The organism is Bacillus cereus group sp. BceL220 (assembly GCF_051776965.1).
Classification (GTDB): domain Bacteria; phylum Bacillota; class Bacilli; order Bacillales; family Bacillaceae_G; genus Bacillus_A; species Bacillus_A cereus.
On the sequence record NZ_JBPWBC010000022.1, the window covers coordinates 1 to 19,534 of the forward strand.

Genomic DNA, 19,534 nt, shown 5'->3' on the forward strand with positions numbered 1-19,534 from the left:
AAATAAAATAATAATTATAAGTAATAAAGATAATTATATTTATAATCTTCAATAGGAGAGGTTAATTCGAAATATGAATAATAAATATATAAAAGAAAATTTATCAATTATAAACAATCAAAGTGAGTATATAGATACATATGTAGAGAATATAAGAGATATCGTTCCATTTCTGCATAACAATAGTTATGTAGATAAGGTGGAAGAGAAGATGGAGGTTGCAGAAAAAGAGGGGAAGAATAAATATACGTATTTAAGTGATATAGAAGTCATTTATCATTTCGTACATTTACAAAAAGATATGGATGAAAAGAAGAATAGAAAAGAGGATACAAAAAAGAGTTATATCTCAGAAATCGTATCATTTTGTCAGTGCATGGTGCAGCGTGCAGAAGAATTTGAATTGAATGGGGAGGAGGTACAGAAAAAGGAATCTTTATTGAAAACATTGCAACCTTGGCATATTCGTAAATACAATTCTTGGTTGAAACGGGTAGAGAACGGTAGGAATGGTGACACATATGCAGTCGCAACACTTGCAAAGAAAACAGTGCTCATTCGTTCTTTTCTAAAACATCTTCATGTATTTTCTTATATTGAAAAACCTCTTCATGAAGAACTGCAGCGCGCAAATGTAAATGAACAAGATCGGCCAAATCGGGATCTATCCTATGATGAGGTTATGAAAATTTTAGGGTTTTATAAAGAAAGAGGACATTTAGTAAACTATACAATTTTACTTGCCCTGGCAAGTACTGGTGCAAGAATTCAAGAATTGTGCAACGCGAGAGTGAAGGATTTACATTATGACGGAAAGTACTGGTTAAAAGTTACTGGAAAAGGGGATAAAGTGCGTGAACTTTTCATTTCGGAACATTTATACCAGTGTATTTGTGAAATGAGGCGGAGAAGAGGATGCCAAACCGTATTGGAAAAAGGGGATGAGAGTCCGTTATTTATAAATCAAAGAGGAAATACTTATAACTCTAAAACACTATCGAATCAAGTAACAGATATGGTAAAAAAGACAAACTTAGAGTTTCTACTGTATCGTGAAAATCCAGTAACAGCGCATACATTTCGTCATGCTTTTGCCATTATGGCAGTAGAACAGGGAAATGCAGATTTATATCATTTAATGCAAACACTTGGTCATGAAAATATACAAACCACTAAAATATATTTAGAAAAGCATATGAAGCGTAAAAATAATGTTGGATCTTCTTTCGCTGATATGTTGGTTTAAAATTTATAACGCAAATAACCCCATTTAATTATATATTTTTTATATAATTAAATGGGGTTTCTATTTATTCATTCATTGTTAAGACAACCTCTTTATAAATATAACTAGATACCACGTTAATTCTGAATTTTAGGTTTATCATAATAACTTAAATTAATTGGATTTAAAAAAAGACAGTGTAAGTTTACACTGTCTCTTAATTTTTGATGGGGAAAATTCAAAGTTAATCTTTTTTTGTTAATGCCAAGATAGGTATTAGAAATAACTTAATATTTTAATGTGTATCAAAAATGGTTTTATAAGATCGTTACTATCTATATACTTTATTCTTAACAATCGCTTTTGTAATTACATTCTTCTACAGGCTTGGTTGCATGTCCGTCATCATCTGTACACCATGATTGTGATTGGAAAGCTAAAAATACAGCTTCCCATTTATCAGTGTCTTTATAATGGAAAAGTACACCACCGTCTTGCCAAATACCATCATCCACTCTGAATTGTTCTACATTTCCTTGGTTCATATGAACATCATGAATTCCAGGTGGGATTTCTTCACCGTAAGCATACATATCGACTTTGGGATTATTTGCAGATGTTTTCATGTAATTTAAAAATTTGTCTTGTAAGTCGTTATCTTCTCCAGGCGCAGTTACTGGAAGAGGGACTAATTTACAGCGATCAAGTAAATTGCCACGAATATAATCTAATGCAATTTCTCTGTTGTTACGAGTGATTTTTGTGAAACCATAATTTAAGTTAGGTAGATTTGTAATTTGTTCGGAATGAAAATTTTTACCTGCATAATATAATAACTCGGATGGTCGTTTTTTTGATTTTACATTAATAATAATTTCGTATTCACGGTTATTATTATCCGAGACATTAACTGTAAAATGGGGTGTCCTATCCTTATTATCAGGAGGGGTATACCCTACAACTTTCCCTTTTAAAACTCCATAGTTTTTTAACGGCAATTCTATCAGCTCCTAAAAATTTGTTTAATCAGAATGTAGTATTATCCGTATCTTATTTTTTATCCTAAAAATACTTTAGTAAAAATGTGAAGTAGTATTTTTTTATTAAGAATTTATAATGAAAAATTTATGAATAAAATATTCAAATATCAGCTCATAATATATATGGATTGAAAATATGTACATATAACTAATGTAAAAGTAGTAATTAAAATAATATTTGTAATTCTATCAAGGGGTCTATTATTACGGCGTGTAAGGAATTAAATAAAGAAATAATTATTTGAAAATATAATGTTTGTAAAAGTGTTAATGAAATAAGTTATGTTTTTTATCTGTGGAGAACGGTGGATGGAAGTAAATGTAAAAGGAAAACACTTTTAAAGAGGCAAGTTTGATCAAATGAAAAAATTGTAAAAGGGTTAAGAAATAAATGCATAGCCCTAATTTTTATAATCATAAAGGGAATTTATAATCTAGTTTATATATTAATCGATAAAAACTTGAGTAATGTTTCCTTATAATCAGGAGGTTCTGTGTTATGGTACAAGAATTATATACTTATCGTGCAGGAAAAAAGGTTTTACTTCAAAAACGAGAAAATCAATTTGTAATTAGAACAAGTCCTGATAATTTAAAGGAAGTACATAAAAAATCAGAGGTTGAACAAGTATCTCCAGCATCTTTTCGTATTACAACAGACGAAAGTAACCTTGAGGATTTGATGAATGCTGCACGAGAAATAGCGCCTGCACATCATGCATATTATCGTATGGAAACAAACGATGAATTTCTTATTACAGATCGTATATTTGTAAAGTTTCGTAAAATATATTCTGAAGAAGAGGTTATTCTTTTCACTACACGTTATAAATTAGTATTACTACAGAAATATGATGATTATAATTATCTGTTTCAACTTACTAATGCTACTGGTATGAATCCGATCAAATTAATTGTTAAACTTATGGAAGAAGAAGTAAATGTAGAAGTAGCAGATCATGATTTAAATCATCGGATGCATACGTATGATTTGGAAATACCGCATGATGAATCGTATTCTAAGCAATGGCATTTACATACGCACTTTCGAAATGCAGAATATGATTTGCGTTCTTCCACAAGATGTGAAGATGCTTGGAAATTGCTTGGTCATTTTGGCAGTGAAGAAGTTGTTATAGGTTTTTCAGATGATGGATGTAAAGTAGATCATCCAGATTTTAATTCAACTAACAAATTTGCTAGCTATGGATACTTTAAAAATGAACGACTATTTGTAAATACGGATAGTGACTTTCAAAAACAACAAATGTATATAACGTGTAAAAATCATGGTACTTCTTGCGCTGGAGTAATTGCAGCAGAAGTTGATGCACAGTTTACAGTAGGTGCAGCACCAGGTTGTCGGCTTTTACCTATAAAATGGGAATCAAACGAAGAAGGTTTATTTATAACTGATTCAAAATTAATCACTGTTTTAAACTATATTGCTGATAAGGTAGATGTTTTTTCAAATTCATGGGGAAGGAGTCCTGAAAGAACATGGCCTATTCAAGTCTTGGAGAAAATCACTGAATTAACAAAAACTGGTGGAAGAAGACGTAAAGGCATTGTTTTTTTGTGGGCAGCAGGGAATGAGAATTGTCCAATTGAGCATAATGCTTTGGTTGATGTACCGTATACTGATGGATGGGAAAATGGTTCATGGGTAGGTGTAATAAAAACTAAAAATTTTCATCACTCTTTAGTTAGTATTTCTGGTGTTATGTTTGTAGGAGCACTCAGTAGTCTAGCGCAAAGAAGTCATTATTCAAATTATGGTTTTGGACTTTCAATAACTGCACCTAGTAGCAATCTGCACGAATATTTTCGAATGCCTGTTAAAGGAGTACCAATTACGACAACAACTGGTTCTATCCCAGTTTTACATGGGAATTGTATACCAGAAAATGTAACAAGTCGTTTTGGTGGTACTTCCAGTGCAACTCCCTTAGTAGCGGGGATTGCGGCTTTAACTATTTCAGCGAATCCACATTTATCAGCTTTAGAAGTGATTTCTATTTTAAAAAGCACAGCATCTAAAAATTTGAACTTTGAGGGTTATTCAAAGACACCACCAAGTTCATTTGATATGGATACATCGTGGGACATTTCACCAATTCAACCATTTGATAAAGGTACATTTATTAATATTGGAAGCAGTGATGGGACATGGAGTCCATGGTTTGGACATGGTAGAGTGGACGCATTTGATGCAGTGAAAGAAGCTTTGAAACGAAATTAATGTGCATAAGATAATCCTTTTATTAAGTAGTTGAATTCGCAGTGAAAGAGGCAATAAAAAGATTTGATGCTGTAAGTTATAAGAAGATAATTTTAATTGATTAGGGGAAAGTAGATCAATTACATAGAGCGAATGATTTGCAAATTCATCTTTCGTGTGTAATAGATGATTTATATGTAGAAGTCATTGACATTCCAATAGTATATTTACAACATATATCTTCATTTGGAAGAGATTATAATACGTTGACAGTTAATTATGTGTGGAAATTAAATGAGAAAATAATTTTTAATAATCTAAAGCTTTTTTAAGATAAAATGATAAAAGATCGTAAGTAAGTAAGTAAGTAAGTAAGTAAGTAAGTAAGTAACCGGATCCTTAACGTATAAGGATCCGGACATATAATATATAAACTTAAAATTTTTCTATATGGGTTATCCTATCGCAATTGAGTTTGGGTCTGGAAATACTCTCTAAATGAAAACCCTAATTTCTATACAGTTCAAATGAGAGAACTTGGAATATTAAAATATTCAATTGATCTACATAAAAAGTCTAACCAAATAATTTGTTTTGGATAAATTGAAAATTGTGCATGCGTGTATAAAGAAATACGATTGCTTCATACTAATTTTGATTGACTTTAATTTATTAAATCCTGTTGAAGGAGGAAAGTACATGGACAAGAAACAGCTTCATAGTGGAGGTTTTGTACCAAAATATCAGCTTGAAAAATTAGCGGAAAAGGGGAATGAAGAAGCAAAGAAAACACTTTTGCAAATGCAGCAAATTGAAGATAAAAACAAATGCCATAAAAAGTGAAAATATTGAGGATACACCTACTTTAAAACATTTTTAAACTAAACGAGGGGATATATGATAACTAGATTTTATGCAGGAATTGTTTCGTGAGGGAGCGGAGCCCCAGTTAGTGATGTGAACGTAAAAATTTTATAAAAAGATATTGAAACTTCATAATTAATTAGAAATCATTGGGCAAACATAACTAGGGGAATTTTGCAGAAAAAGCCTTTTTGGATTTTAGTTAGAAATTATAACTATAAATTAATATATTAGGATTTTTATTTAATGTAGATATGAAAAACGGTTATTACAGTGAAGAATACCTACTAGTTTACTTATTTTTAATAAGATAATATTTTTTATCGATAAAATTTTGTATCTACTTTGGAGATTAAATAAATTATTTAGTTTGATTAGATTCAAACTTTTACTCTCTCTTTGATAAAGTATTAGAAATGCACGGAAATTAGTAATGTTCACGGTGGATTATTGGTAAGTTTTAATTTAAGTCTTAAGGATTTTTGGGAAAATAAACTGACATACATTTAATTTTTAAACTAAGAGAATTTCTGTTGAAGATTATCGTTTTCTAGATTTTTAGAGCAATCTAAAAATAAGTTACATATTTAGTGAGATACGTGTAGAGAATAAATTTTGATTGTGTAAAAACAATCAAAATTTATTACATGAGGTGAAGATATGAGTCAAAATAATTCAAATGAAGTAAAGAAAAACGAGGTAGGATTAATTCCTTTTGATGTGTTGGAGGTTGTTAGTGAAGTTCGTGAAATACCTGAAGGTGTAAAATTAATAAATGCTCCGGCAGCATGGGAAAAAAGTGAAAAAGGAAAAGATGTTGTGGTTGCTGTTCTAGATACAGGCTGTCAAATTGACCATGTAGATTTAAAGGACCGCATTATTGAAGGAAGAAATTTTACTACTGATAACAATAGTGATCCAAATAATTATACTGATATGAATGGTCATGGAACACATGTAGCAGGAACGATTGCTGCTACAGAAAATAATCAAGGTGTTTTAGGAGTTGCCCCACAAGCTAAGCTACTTATTGTTAAAGTGCTAGGCGGTCCAAATGGATCGGGCGCTTATGAATGGATTATAAATGGGATTAATTATGCAGTAAACTGGAGAGGCCCTAATGGAGAAAAAGTAAGAGTTATTTCTATGTCTTTATCAGGAAAAGAGGATAATCCAGAACTACATCAAGCTGTGATAAATGCAGTCAATAATGATGTATTAGTTGTTTGTGCAGCTGGTAATGGTGGGGATAATAACCAAAATACTGATGAGTTAAGTTACCCAGGAGCATATCAGGAGGTTGTAGAGGTCGGTGCTGTTGATTTAAATAAAAAAATAGCTGTTTTCAGTGAATCAAATAAAAATGTAGATTTAGTTGGACCTGGAGTAGGGATTTTATCAACTTACAAAGGTGGAGGCTATGCAACTTTAAGTGGAACTTCAATGGCAACTCCGCATATTTCAGGTGGTGCAGCATTAATTATTAAACATTGTGAAAGTAATAAGGAATTTGATAGAACGTTATCAGAGGATGAAATTTATGCACAATTGATTAAACGAACAACAGCTCTTGTTGATTCTAAGCGTTTAGTAGGTAATGGATTGTTAGATTTAGCAAAAGAATAAAACAGAAGGTATTGGCTTGCTTGATTTAATAGGTGTGTACATTAAAAAATTCTAAAAGTTAAGTTTGAAGTTTTATAAAAAAGTGGGTGTCAGGTATATCTGAAAATATCGTGTATTACAAATGCGATAAATATATAAAGGTTTTATATTGGGATGAAAAATCGTTGCATCATAATGTTAAATTCAAATAATGTAAAATAAAAAAGCAGTTCTTTTTGATAGAGAAATTCCCAGAAACCCAAATAAGTTTTTTGGCTGTTAATTATAAGCATATTCTAGAATTAGTTTCTTTGAAGCTTAAAGTACCCTTTTAAAAGAATACTTTAAGCTTCAAAACTAATACAGATCTTTAAATAATGTTAACTATAAATACTAAATTGATTAAGGATTCATTAGCTGATTTCCTTTCATATTAACAGCTTATGTTTCTAATACGGCTTAAGAATATCTTTAATAAGAAGGATGATAACATGTCAGAAGATTTAAATCCGATTAAGTATGAAGTTAAATTTTTTCTTCAAAGTAATCAAATTTTAAATGAAAAGCATGAATTACAAGAAAGTGTAAAAAATGAACTTAAAATTACAAAAGCTGAGCAACGGTACATTCAATTTATAGATACGGTAAATAAAGAAATGTATCAAGTGGGATGGATTTTACGAAACCGTAAAGTTGATGATGGTCAAGAATTAACATATAAAAAGAGATACCCGATTACCAATGATGATATTGAAGCAATGTTAGTACAAGCAAAAGAAGATGGGTTTGATTTAAATAGTACAAAATTTGAACCTGAAGTGGATTGGGGATTTCCAAAAAAGACATTAAGCCTTTCTTTTGATACGATCAACACAGCACCTGATTCTTCAAACCCAATGTCAATTCAAGAGTTACGTGAAAAATTCCTTCAAAATGCTCCCGAAGAGTTTCGGAATTGGAAGATGGGTGGTACGACTCAGGATAAAATTAATGAAGCAATTGTATATGGTCCTGTATTTGAAAGGAAATATACAGGAGAATGGCAAGGACATAAAGTGAAAGTAGAAATATGGTCAATGGATAGTTGCTCAGAAGTAATTGTTGAAGTATCTTTGAAAAAATTCAACGAGAAGGATGTTGCAATTCAACAACATCAACAATTAAAAGAGTTTCTTAGTGAGAAAAAATGGTTATTAGAGAAAGACATACTAAAAACAGAATGGGTTTTAAATTTATGTAAATAATTATTCTTCGTACTATACGCTTTAATAGAAGATTACCTGCATTAGTCTTAGTAAACAAATGATTTTTGTACAGAACATAAAGAAACTTCTAATAGACATTCGATTCATATAAAGCAAATAGAGTTGAAGCAGAGTAGTGAAGGTATATATTAAGCTTTAGGAGGATGGTCAAGATGTGTATCGGTGAAGGATTTAATACTGAATTTCTAGGAGCAGAACATGTAATAGAATTGCCAAGACTTGTTGGTAAATCTGCTGAAGAAACTTTAAATAATGGACAAGTTTTTAATTTTACACACTTTTCTTTAATAATGAATAAGCGGCGCAAGTTTTTAATTTATGGTGCTAATAATGTTGATAAAAATTTAATGAAAAATATAGAAAGGACCGATGTGTGGCACTTCGCTCCTTGTATAGGTGAGGAAAATCAGGTTGGAAATGAATTATATCGAAACAATCCTTGGGATAGGGGACATATGGTACGAAGAAAGGATGTCGGTTGGGGAAGTGTAGAAGAAGCAAAGAAAGGAAATGATGATTCATTTTGCTGGGGAAATATTGTTTTACAACATTGCGAAGTTAATCAAGGAATTTGGAATGATATTGAAGAATGGATTCTTGAACATGATGACAATCCATCAAGAAAAATTTCCATCTTTACAGGTCCAATTTTTACTGAAAACGACAGAAAATATTGTGGCGAAAATGGTAATTTGGGTTGTGGTATTCAAATTCCGGCGGGTTTTTGGAAAACTATGTTCTTTATTGATTCTAAGAAAAAATTACGCTCAGTTGCTTTTTTAGTTAAACAAGATGAGTTTTGGTTTGATAATCAAGGAAGAAGGTTTAAACCACTTGAAAGTTACCAAGTTCCTTTGAATACGGTTAGTCAACTGACTGGTTTAGAGTTTAATGATTTATTATATAAAACCAATCCTCTTTTCTTTCGTCCAAATAGTTTAACTGAAAGTGCAGAAATCAATACACCTGAGTATCATTTAATTCAAGGTGTAGGTGATTTAATTTTGGATCGCGATTTAATTTGACCAATATATATAAATTGAAGGTCGTAAAGGATATTGGAGTAATGTAAAAAAATCAACAGGGTCCAAATTTAATAAAGCATCATTCGAACACAAAAAAACAAAGGTGTAAGTAGCAGTTAGGAGGACAAATTATGATTGAAAGTTTAATTTTGGTTGAAGGACAGAACATCAGTACAGAAGCATTAAGAAGTATGTCTTTAGGAAATGCTAAACAATTGGTAATTGGAGTTACAACACCAGCTAAGGGAGTAATCCTTCAGGTTAATGCAACGTCTTCTTCTTATTTAGGGAGTGCACTCCTTGAAATTTCGCAAGTTCCAGGTGTTACGAACGTTTTAACATTGAAACTTGAGAATACCCAATGAGTTTGAAATTTATGTAATTCTGCTGGTTGGATTAGTTATAACAGAGTTTTCTGCAAATCTGGTAGTTTTTTCTTAAGAAATTGAATACAAATTCTTCAAATATAGAAATTGTATTTTTTACCGAATGTAATTTTTGTTTAAAGACTAACAATATGTAGATAAATAAAAAATACTAAGGAGAATTTTTTATGTCTAGACAATTGATTATAATAGCTAAATCAAATGTAAATTTAAGTAAATTAGGAACCTCCTCTTCTGACAGTCAGGAAACAGATGATTTTATAGGTTTATTAGCTGCTCAGGATGTTCAAATTCAGCCACTTTTCGAGAAGGAGCAAATACAACCAATTAAAACAGTATCTCTTGAAAGTGATATAGAACCTCCTGATTTTTCTAAGTACTATAAAGTGATTGCTCCTGATGAGAAATTGGAAGAACTTGTAGCGCAATTTCGCAATTCAAGTGTAGTTGAAGATGCTTACATTAAACCAGCTCCGGAACTTGCAAAATTAGCTGTAGAACCTAAAACGGATGTTACAATCCAAGGTACTCCAGACTTGAGCTTTAGACAAGGTTATCTAAATGCAGCTCCAGCCGGAATTGATGCGCGACATGCTTGGAATTTCCCTGGAGGAAAAGGTAATGGAGTAAATATAGTAGATATTGAAGGTGCGTGGAGATTTTCCCATGAAGATTTACGAGAAAATCAAGGTGGAGTTATTGCAGGAACACCATCTTCTGATTTAGGGTGGAGGAATCACGGCACAGCTGTAATAGGTGAAATTAGTGGTGATGAAAATGGCGTAGGTGTGACCGGAATTAGTCCAAACGCAAAAATACATGCAATTTCGGTTTTTGGGCAAAATCAAACTTCTTCAAATGCAATTTTACAAGCTGCTAATGCTCTCGGTGCTGGAGATATTATTCTTATTGAATTACATGCACCTGGACCACGGTTTAATTTTCAAGATAGACCTGATCAAAAGGGATACATTGCTATGGAGTGGTGGAAAGACGATTTTGAAGCAATTCGCTTCGCTACTGCTAAAGGGATTATTGTAGTAGGGGCTGCGGGCAATGGATCTGAAGATTTAGATGATCCAATTTATGAGAACAGATTTAACCGTAGTCAAAGGGATTCGGGTGCTATCTTAGTAGGAGCTGGAGCGCCTCCACCAGGTACTCATGGTAGCGATCATGGCCCTGATCGATCTAGACTTCCCTTCTCAAATTATGGGTCTATCGTTGATACACAAGCCTGGGGAAGAGAAGTAACGACTACTGGATACAGTGATTTACAAAGTGGAGTAAATGAGGATTCATGGTATACAGATAGATTTAGTGGAACGTCTAGTGCTTCGCCAATTGTTGTAGGAACAATCGCTTGCCTTCAGGGAATTGTAAAAGCTCGCGGGCAAAGTCCGTTGACTCCTATACGTGTAAGAAACATGCTTAGAAATTCGGGCTCTCCACAGCAAGATGCACAGACAAGACCAAAAACACAACGTATTGGGAATCGACCAGATTTAAAACAGCTTATTAATATGATTCAGTAGAATTAATAATTGAAATCGCACTATTGAATTGATTATTAGTTTATTTTGATAGAGACGAACGTACATGTTTATTGATTTAAAATTTTTTAATCTCCCCAAACACTAAATACGTTATTCTTTCTAAACAAGCTAGATTAGAAAGAATAACGTATTCTTATAAATTTTTCGATTTAAGATGAATTACTACTATTTGTGGAGGAGTTGCCGACTTCTAGATGAAGTAAAAATCGGGGAAATTCAAGGAGGTATTTAAGTGATGGATAAAAAACATAGAAAGTTTAGTAAATCTAGTCCCTGTTATCAAAAGGTTTACAAAAGTGAGACGCTTATACTAGGTGAAAACTCAAATGTTAAAAATATTCTTTCTACTCCTGAATTTATTTGTCCAGATGAACAATTTGAAATAGATGTAAATACTATACTTCAAGTAAGTTGTGTCTCTGATTCTTCGGGGTTAATTGTTATAGATTCATTAGATATTGTGGTAAATGGAGCAGCTAAGTTTACAGAATTTGAATTAATTGAAAAAAACGGATGTCCAAATGGATGTCCAGCAGGTACTTTCTCAGGGCTTATAAGCCCTGATGAAAAAGCAATCACTTTAATTTATGATAATTTTTCTGTGGATTGTGAAGGAACGGGTGTTAATTTAAAGTGTTGTATGAATTTTTTTCAATTAGTTGCAGATGAATCAAATGAAATGCAAAAAATCAACTTTGATGTAACCCTAAGGGGATTTGCTTCACTAGATGAAGGATGCGGTGGGCAATTCAACGATAATTTTGAATCAGAAATTAATATAGGAACCACACTCATAGTAAAGGGAGATAAATAGAATTCACTTTAGATTTAGGAATAGGACGACATGGCCATCTAGATAATCAATTAATCGCTGAATTTATTCATATTATCATTCCGTTCGTACATATTCTGCTTTAAATGGGATGAATCCTTATCAGTACTCAAGATCAATCGTGTAATCTAAATTTTGTTCTAGTTTTACTTGAACAGGTCATAATCTGATAATAGAAATAAAATACAGACTTTTCCTAAAAAAATGTATATCTGCAAAACCTGGAAAAAGTGACTTGAAAGGAGGCTCAAAATCATGGGTTTTGAATCATTAAATAGAAAAATGCTAACTAAGCCACATGGATTTACTGCAGGAATAGAAGGCCCTTCATGTGATAAAGAAGGGAATATTTATGCTGTTAATTTTAAAAGAAAAGGTACGATTGGCAAAGTAAGTCCAAATGGAGATAGTAAAGTCTTTATTGAGTTACCTAAAAATAGTATAGGTAGTGGGACACGTATTGATCGTTACGGAACATTGTATATTGCTGATTATTGTAACCATAATATATTCGCAGTTAATATTGAAACAAAAGCAATAAGGGTGTTTGCTTTTAATCCTGCTATGAATCAGCCTAACGATTTAGCCATAACTGATGAAGGTGTTTTATTTGCTAGTGATCCTAACTGGAGAAAATCAACAGGACAATTATGGCGTATTGATAAAAATGGGAGCACTCATTTATTAGAAACGAATATGGGAACTACTAATGGAATTGAAGTGAGTCCTGATGAAAAAAAACTATATGTAAATGAAACTGTACAAAGAAAAATATGGGTATATGATTTATCAAGTAATTATGAGTTAAGTAATAAACGCGTATTAATAGAGTTTACTGATTTTGGACTTGATGGAATGCGTTGTGATTTGGCCGGAAATTTGTTTGTAACGCGCATTGGCAAAGGTGTGGTAGCAAAAATTTCACCTGAGGGTAATCTTATAAGTGAAATCCAACTTAATGGAAAAAATTGCAATAATCTTACGTTTGGAGGTCCTGCTGGGAAAACCTGTTATGTTACTGTAGCTGATACAGGAAACATTCAAACGTTTGAAACAGATGTACCAGGAAGATGTTGGAGTTTACTACATAATAGATAAGAAAATTCTAGTACAAAAAATAAGAGTAAAAAGCTGAGAAACAATAGAAATTAGATGAGGAATAGGAAAGTTAATCAAAGGTGGAAATTTAATAACAAGTTAATAGTGTGGACCAGTAGATTATGAAAGGGTTACACTAGCGGTTATATTTCACATGTAATTAATATAGTTATAGGGAATTTTGGTGACCTTGAAAAACAAGGAATGGAACTAGAGGCGGCTGCAAAGTACAAAAATGCTTTTGGTAGAATAAAAAAATGAAATTTTATTGTGCTACAGAGAAAAAGTTTTATAACCAAATTTAAGCAGTCAGGATTCTGACTGCTTAAATTTGGTATATCTGAGCTTGAAAGGTTAGTTCTAAACTGTCTTCTGTATAGAATCAAATTATTATTCTCTATTACTAAAAGAGGATAAGACCGACCATATAGAGTATGTCTGAAATCTAATAAAGTACAGGACGAAAAGGATTGTACAAATTGCCAAGTTACCTTTGAAACAACAGAGCAAACGCGAAAATCACAAATCTATTTTCAGGTAGAAAATAGTGGAGTTTCGACAAGTGGTATAGCTTGAAAAAAGAGAAACATCTTCTAGTTTTAATCCAATTATAAACAGTAGTCTGGAGAATATGATGGAAAACGGTTGTATTCCAGGATGGATTAGAGGAGATGGTACTAGTTGAAGTTCTAACGGCTTATGAATGAAGGGTTTACGGGCTATTCTTCGCTTGTATTAGAACATAGTCAATAATGGTGGTACAGAAGTTGGATGTTACACTTTAATTTGTAAATGAAAATAAAATATAGATTATGCCCCGAAATTACATGTATCTCGGCTGAACTTCATTGAAGGGGTGAGAGATTTATCTGTAAAAAATCTACAAAACAGAAACCTCTCAAAAATGAGAGGTTTCTGTTTGTTAATTTTAATATCACGCCCTAATCTTTTACATCTTCTCTAAATCCTCTCGAGTTATAAAGCTACCAATACTTACTTTCTTTTCTGTAGTAATGTCTGTATTGAATGCGTGCATCAAAATTTCAGACAGAGGTGTTGAATCTGTATCATACGCATAGCCAAGACTATGATGGTTAAGTACACTATTGGGAGTAACACTGTTCCCCCAAGGTTTCATTGGATCATTTAAATTATGACCTGTTGGCCCTACTTCACTACCAGTTCCAGTAGGATGATACCCTTCATTTGGATTAGCAACCTGCCATTGAGCCCATAGACGATCAACATTTGCATGATGTAAGAAAAAGACAGGATCATTCGGTGAGCTCATCCAATACATAGACCCTTGTATAGCACCAGCTACCCATAAATGTACTTGATTATGAATTCTTCCATCTCCATACCAACCTTCAAGTCGGTTACAAAAACTTGGTTTCGCTACCGTCATACTTGAAGGATTGTTTAAATCCTGGAATGCACGCCAAGGAGAAACATAGTATGGTGTTTCTAATAAGCAATTTTGTACCTCTGAATTTGTTGGAAGATTAATCAATATAGTAGCTCCCGAGCTATTTTTTAAAGTACCCAACTGACGGCGTAATCGAATATCTTGAGGCTCGTCAGAATGGTGGTAATCAAAAAGAGTTAGTTTCCAATTATCACCTGTGAATGGGCCCGTTGTGACAGCATACCCTTGATTAGGATCACCATCACCTCCCATAAAATCATTAGTCCATGGACTCCCTGGAGCTGACGGATCAGTAGAGTTATTAACTGTCCAATCCCAATAGGGAAGTGTGACAGTAGAATCGATTTGTTGCAAATCTAATTCCAATTGATTTATAAAATATCGATGCCAAGGTAAAAATGCAGGACCTCCATGAGCAGATCCTGGTTTAGTTGATGTTTGATCCATCATTGACATCAAATGCCAATAAACATAATCATCATAGCGACTTGTACTCCCCCAAGAGCTTGGTAAACGACTTGGTCTACGCTTTAATTCTAATAATGCATTAGTAAATGCCAACCTTTCATTATGTGTTAGGTTAGCTTGATTTTTTCTAATTCTCATAAATATACCTCTTTTAATTATAATATTTTATAATTTTAGAGTTTCCATTGTACAATTGTTTATCCTCAATTGTTTATTATCAATAAGAATATTTAAATTCCCTTATCAAGACTAATAAAATATGACACCAATGGTTCGTGTATTTTTTTGATATGATTAATTTTTACGATTTTAGCTATATCAAAAAGTATAAATATCGACAAAATTAAAAAGAATTTTATAGATAAAGAAAAAGAGTTTAATGATAATAAATTGGTATTTAACACTTTGGTTTACATTTTAAGGTGCGAGATGCTGCAGCTTAAACTACCATATAAATTTAGAAGAAGTTGAACAAGAAGTATTAGAAATTCGTTCATTCATATTACTCATAAATGAAGCAAGTACTGAAATATTTATACGTATAATTCATCTAATCTTCAAAAATAAAAATTTGAGGGATTTTTATTTAAAGGTTTTTCTTCTTTCAAATGTATTTATTTGATTTAACATAAAATTAAACGGGTACAAATCTGTAGCTATAAAAAAAATTACAGTTTAGACTTTCATGTCCGTGTACACCACAAGATAGGAGGGGAGTTAACTATGTATTTTTTTATATGGATTAATGCTATATGCCAATCAAATTAAGATATTATAATACTCACATAACGAAAATTAATCGCATGATGTTCCATTTAAAGTAATTATCAATGCTTAAACTGATGTATATAAAAGATTACTCCATATACATCAGTTTAAAACATGAAACACTTTATTTATTAAGTTAATTTAAATTACATACGCATAGGAGAAAGTAGTGGGGATTTAAATCTTTCTTTGCATGTTAATCATTTCAAACGTATCCCTTCGAATGCGTTTATAACCAAGTCATGTACATAGGAATCATCCAACTTTTCACCGGTTACTAGCAAACGATAAAAAATTGGTCCGTAAATGAGATCGATGCTTAATTCAACATCGAGGTTTTCTTTTAATTCTCCTCTGTTAATTCCCTTCTCCAGAAGTTGCTTTGCTTGCAGTCGACGTGGCTGGAAATATCGAGCACGATATTCCTCTGCTAGTTTCGAATCAAATTGCCCTTCGCCAACTAACTCATTGATAATAGTTCCCTCCCGACTTATCAAAAAACTGGCTAAACTTGTAGCGTGAGTTAAAATATCATTCAACGCTGAACCTGTGTCAGGTACAGGCAATCTGGCAGCAGCAGCAGAAAGAAAACCATCCATTACCACAGCAGCCTTATTTGGCCACCATTTATAAATCGTAGCTTTGCTGACTTTAGCACGGTCTGCAATTTTATCGACTGTGACTGCTTTAAAGCCACTTTCCAATAATAACTCATAGGACGCAGAAAGGATGGCCTTTTGGGTTTCGATATTACGTGGTCGACCTCTTTTACCTTGCACATTAATCATTCCTTTCAAAAATATAAACTATACGTTTAGTATACTTAATATGAATAAAAAACAAAATAGCCTATTTACAAAACTGAACGTTTAGTATATATTTTTAGTTAATTAATAAACTGAACGTACAGTTTATTAATTAACTAACATCTTGTAATGGTATGGCTACATTTAGGTTCCAAAATTCAAAAATTACATTGCTAAAAAACATTTAGAAAAGGGGGATAAACAAGAGGTGAAATTGGATCTTTTAAAAGCAGAATGTAGTTCAGATTTAATTTATTACAATAAAAAATGGTATCGCAGTAGTTCTTGCCAAGGCAATTTAGTAATTTTGAAATAAAAGTATGGGAGGAAATAGTTATGTCTAATTTTAAAAATAAAGAAATTGATAAGGAAATTTCATCGGGTTTAATCATTCTTCTGGCAACCGCATGTGGTATCATCGTGGCTAATCTTTATTATGCGCAGCCTTTAATTGGGGTAATTAGTAATGAAATTGGGCTTTCTAATAGTAGCGCTGGATTAATTGTAACGCTAACTCAAATTGGATATGTTGTTGGCTTACTATTTCTTGTGCCTTTGGGGGATATTGTTGAGAATAAAAAATTGATACTTATATTGTTATTTTCAAGTGCATTTGCACTCATTTCTATGGTTTTTGTAAAAAGCGCAACTTTGTTGTTAATTGCTTCATTCTTTATCGGACTGGGTTCGGTCGCAGCGCAAGTGCTCGTACCTCTTGTATCATATCTTTCATCTGAAAATGCACGCGGTCGCGTAGTTGGCAACGTCATGAGTGGTCTGTTATTAGGTATTATGCTTGCGCGACCGATATCTAGTTTAGTAGCCGGTATGTGGGGATGGAATGCAATATTTGCTTTATCTTCTACTGTAATTATTGTTTTGGCATTTGTATTATCGAAAGTACTCCCTACTAGGAAACCCAAGGCAAAAACAAATTATACCACCTTACTTAATTCAATGTGGCAACTACTACGAACTACTCCAATTTTACGCCGTCGTGCCATTTATCATGCTTGTGTATTTGGGGCTTTCAGCTTATTCTGGACAACTGTTCCATTATTATTATCTAGTCCTGCTTTTCATTTTTCTCAGACTGCCATAGCATTATATGCACTTGTCGGAATTACAGGTGCAATAGCCGCTCCAATAGGTGGTCGTCTAGCTGATCTTGGCTGGACACGACCCGCCACTGGGATAGCTCTCACTGTTGTTATTATTTCTTTATTATTACCACTTATTATTCAAAGTAGTTCGCCCATCGGAATAGCTGTTTTAGTAATTGCTGCAATTCTGTTGGATATGGGAGTATCTGCAAACCTTGTGCTTAGCCAACGTTTAATTTTCTCGTTGAGTCCAGAAATTCGTAGTCGATTAAATGGGCTATTTATGGCTATTTTCTTTTTAGGAGGTGCAGTTGGATCCTTTATTGGAGGATGGGCATATGCCTTAGGAGAGTGGAATCTAGCATTATGGATAGGAATCGCTTTTCCGACCATAGCTCTACTTTATTTTGCTACAGAGAAATAGTTCTATAACTTAGTTTTACCAGTCAGGATACAGACTGCTTATTCATTGTTATATCTGAGTTTTAAAGATTATTTGTGAATTGTATTGAGTTTTTGTATAAGAAGCAAATTTTTATTTTCTATTGCTGTAAGTGGAAAAGACTCACCTTGTTGAATATATATGAAATGCAATAAAAAAGAGCTTGTGTAAAAACACAAACTCTCTTTAAAAAGAAATAACGCAATTGAGATATCTATATATTAACAATTGGTTTCTTATAATTCTATACTTCCTATGTTGAGAAATAATATATTAGTAGTTTGTTAAAACTTAAATGTATTATTGATTTAATATTTCAGTTTTTATACAAATAATCTCGAATTTGAGATGTTTTTTAAATATTGGTAATGATGAGGTTTTATCTTGAAAATCGCTTAAATCTTATGTTTAACCGATTGAATTGAGAACAAGGTCTTCCTATATACAGCAGGAAATACACGGTTCTCTACAGAAAAAGAAATACAAGGTAACATCAAAAAGAGACAATATGCACATTTATCCATACTTTCTGCTATTAACCTCCTAGTCTTGGAGGTAAAAAACAAGCATATCGAGTCTGCATTGATAGTAGTAGGTGGAAAGATTGTCTATGGGACAGATAAAATTCAAAAATTATCACCTTCAGCTCCTAAAGCTAGAACTGGTAGGCTACCAATAATTACTTTTGGGGGTATGATAATAAATCGAAAATTAAGCGTCAATTAAGTTATATTATAAAGATTATGGTATAGGTAAGTCAGTTGTATTAATTCATGGTTGGCCGCGAAGTAAGTAAATCAAAATATGGTCAAGGATCATTAGCTGCAAATGAAGCAACAAAAGATGCAGTAAAGAAAAGCCATGAATCCGATCCTTATTAATTGATCACATAGAAGTGCCGTAAAAATAGTTAGGAAGCCTTTCATACGATTAGTGAAATAGTTGTGTTTAAAAATATGAGGGATATACCGAATATGATATAGAGGATTTATAAATAAAAAAGGGCTAAAATAGCCCTTTTTTATTTGCATTTTGAAGAGGATTTTTCATATAAAAACAGCATAAAAAGGATTCTACTAGGAATCTCCATTTTTATTTGGAACATATTCTTTATGTTAAGATCCGCAGAAAAAGTTCATCTTTTCTGATAATTAATATTAATACATTTTATATGATTAATATACTTAAGTGGATTTATATTTCACTAATGGATTCCTTTCCATTTGCATGAATTATTTATTGCAACAGCTTTCTTGTCCGAAATAAGATGTTCCGACAAAGGACAATATAAGTATCTTTATAATGATTTTCCAATATAATCAATATGTTTATGAAAGGAACTCTGTGTTATTTTTGCTTTTCTACTAACTAATACAGCTTCAAACAAAGGACACAATTGCT

At 32.4% G+C, this 19,534-nt stretch carries 14 protein-coding genes and 2 pseudogenes; 13 read left to right on the forward strand and 3 right to left on the reverse strand.

What is annotated here, in order from left to right; genetic code table 11:
* The first annotated feature begins 73 nt into the window (after positions 1-73).
* Positions 74-1,246, forward strand: a complete 1,173-nt coding sequence (locus tag ACS2FK_RS28125; RefSeq protein WP_063549406.1) for a tyrosine-type recombinase/integrase — start codon at positions 74-76, stop codon at positions 1,244-1,246.
* A gap of 329 nt (positions 1,247-1,575) precedes the next feature.
* Here the strand turns inward: ACS2FK_RS28125 and ACS2FK_RS28130 are convergent, their stop codons facing one another.
* Positions 1,576-2,223 carry a YukJ family protein gene (locus tag ACS2FK_RS28130; protein ID WP_001128577.1) on the reverse strand — a complete coding sequence of 216 codons (648 nt, stop codon included), beginning with the start codon at positions 2,221-2,223 and terminating at the stop codon, positions 1,576-1,578.
* A gap of 541 nt (positions 2,224-2,764) precedes the next feature.
* On the opposite strand from ACS2FK_RS28130, the gene ACS2FK_RS28135 reads away from it, so the two are divergent.
* The 10 genes and pseudogenes from ACS2FK_RS28135 to ACS2FK_RS28180 form a co-directional block, all read left to right on the forward strand.
* Complete coding sequence (locus tag ACS2FK_RS28135; RefSeq protein WP_063549404.1) at positions 2,765-4,507, forward strand: S8 family serine peptidase; 1,743 nt, start codon at positions 2,765-2,767, stop codon at positions 4,505-4,507.
* 678 nt (positions 4,508-5,185) lie between these two features.
* Positions 5,186-5,329, forward strand: a complete 144-nt coding sequence (locus ACS2FK_RS28140; RefSeq protein ID WP_000358797.1) for a hypothetical protein — start codon at positions 5,186-5,188, stop codon at positions 5,327-5,329.
* Positions 5,330-6,010: 681 nt separating this feature from the next.
* On the forward strand, positions 6,011-6,976 hold the full coding sequence (locus tag ACS2FK_RS28145) for a S8 family peptidase (RefSeq protein ID WP_000081359.1): 966 nt from the start codon (positions 6,011-6,013) through the stop codon (positions 6,974-6,976).
* A gap of 470 nt (positions 6,977-7,446) precedes the next feature.
* Positions 7,447-8,199, forward strand: coding sequence for a hypothetical protein (locus ACS2FK_RS28150; RefSeq protein ID WP_063549402.1), 753 nt, complete (start codon positions 7,447-7,449; stop codon positions 8,197-8,199).
* A gap of 173 nt (positions 8,200-8,372) precedes the next feature.
* Entirely contained in the window at positions 8,373-9,245 is an 873-nt protein-coding gene (locus ACS2FK_RS28155) for a DNA/RNA non-specific endonuclease (protein ID WP_063549400.1), read from the forward strand.
* Between the two features lie 131 nt (positions 9,246-9,376).
* On the forward strand, positions 9,377-9,610 hold the full coding sequence (locus ACS2FK_RS28160; RefSeq protein ID WP_000573034.1) for a hypothetical protein: 234 nt from the start codon (positions 9,377-9,379) through the stop codon (positions 9,608-9,610).
* A 188-nt stretch (positions 9,611-9,798) separates the two neighbouring features.
* The gene (locus tag ACS2FK_RS28165) at positions 9,799-11,166 is read left to right on the forward strand and encodes a S8 family peptidase (RefSeq protein WP_063549398.1); all 1,368 of its coding nucleotides are present in this window, start codon (positions 9,799-9,801) and stop codon (positions 11,164-11,166) included.
* Between the two features lie 256 nt (positions 11,167-11,422).
* Positions 11,423-12,001: a DUF4360 domain-containing protein gene (locus ACS2FK_RS28170; RefSeq protein WP_230387383.1), complete on the forward strand. Its 579-nt coding sequence runs from the start codon at positions 11,423-11,425 to the stop codon at positions 11,999-12,001.
* A gap of 273 nt (positions 12,002-12,274) precedes the next feature.
* Positions 12,275-13,117 carry an SMP-30/gluconolactonase/LRE family protein gene (locus ACS2FK_RS28175; protein WP_000505353.1) on the forward strand — a complete coding sequence of 281 codons (843 nt, stop codon included), beginning with the start codon at positions 12,275-12,277 and terminating at the stop codon, positions 13,115-13,117.
* 447 nt (positions 13,118-13,564) lie between these two features.
* A pseudogene (locus ACS2FK_RS28180) lies at positions 13,565-13,867 on the forward strand (hypothetical protein); the annotation flags it as partial.
* A gap of 199 nt (positions 13,868-14,066) precedes the next feature.
* On the opposite strand, the gene ACS2FK_RS28185 reads toward ACS2FK_RS28180, so the two are convergent.
* Both ACS2FK_RS28185 and ACS2FK_RS28190 read right to left on the reverse strand, forming a co-directional pair.
* Positions 14,067-15,152: a tyrosinase family protein gene (locus ACS2FK_RS28185; protein WP_063550060.1), complete on the reverse strand. Its 1,086-nt coding sequence runs from the start codon at positions 15,150-15,152 to the stop codon at positions 14,067-14,069.
* Positions 15,153-15,982: 830 nt separating this feature from the next.
* Complete coding sequence (locus tag ACS2FK_RS28190; RefSeq protein ID WP_001161705.1) at positions 15,983-16,561, reverse strand: TetR/AcrR family transcriptional regulator; 579 nt, start codon at positions 16,559-16,561, stop codon at positions 15,983-15,985.
* A gap of 363 nt (positions 16,562-16,924) precedes the next feature.
* Here ACS2FK_RS28190 and ACS2FK_RS28195 point away from each other — a divergent pair, with 363 nt between their 5' ends.
* The gene (locus ACS2FK_RS28195; protein ID WP_063550058.1) at positions 16,925-18,115 is read left to right on the forward strand and encodes an MFS transporter; all 1,191 of its coding nucleotides are present in this window, start codon (positions 16,925-16,927) and stop codon (positions 18,113-18,115) included.
* Positions 18,116-18,906: 791 nt separating this feature from the next.
* A pseudogene (locus ACS2FK_RS28200) lies at positions 18,907-19,014 on the forward strand (catalase); the annotation flags it as partial.
* Positions 19,015-19,534: the final 520 nt, after the last annotated feature.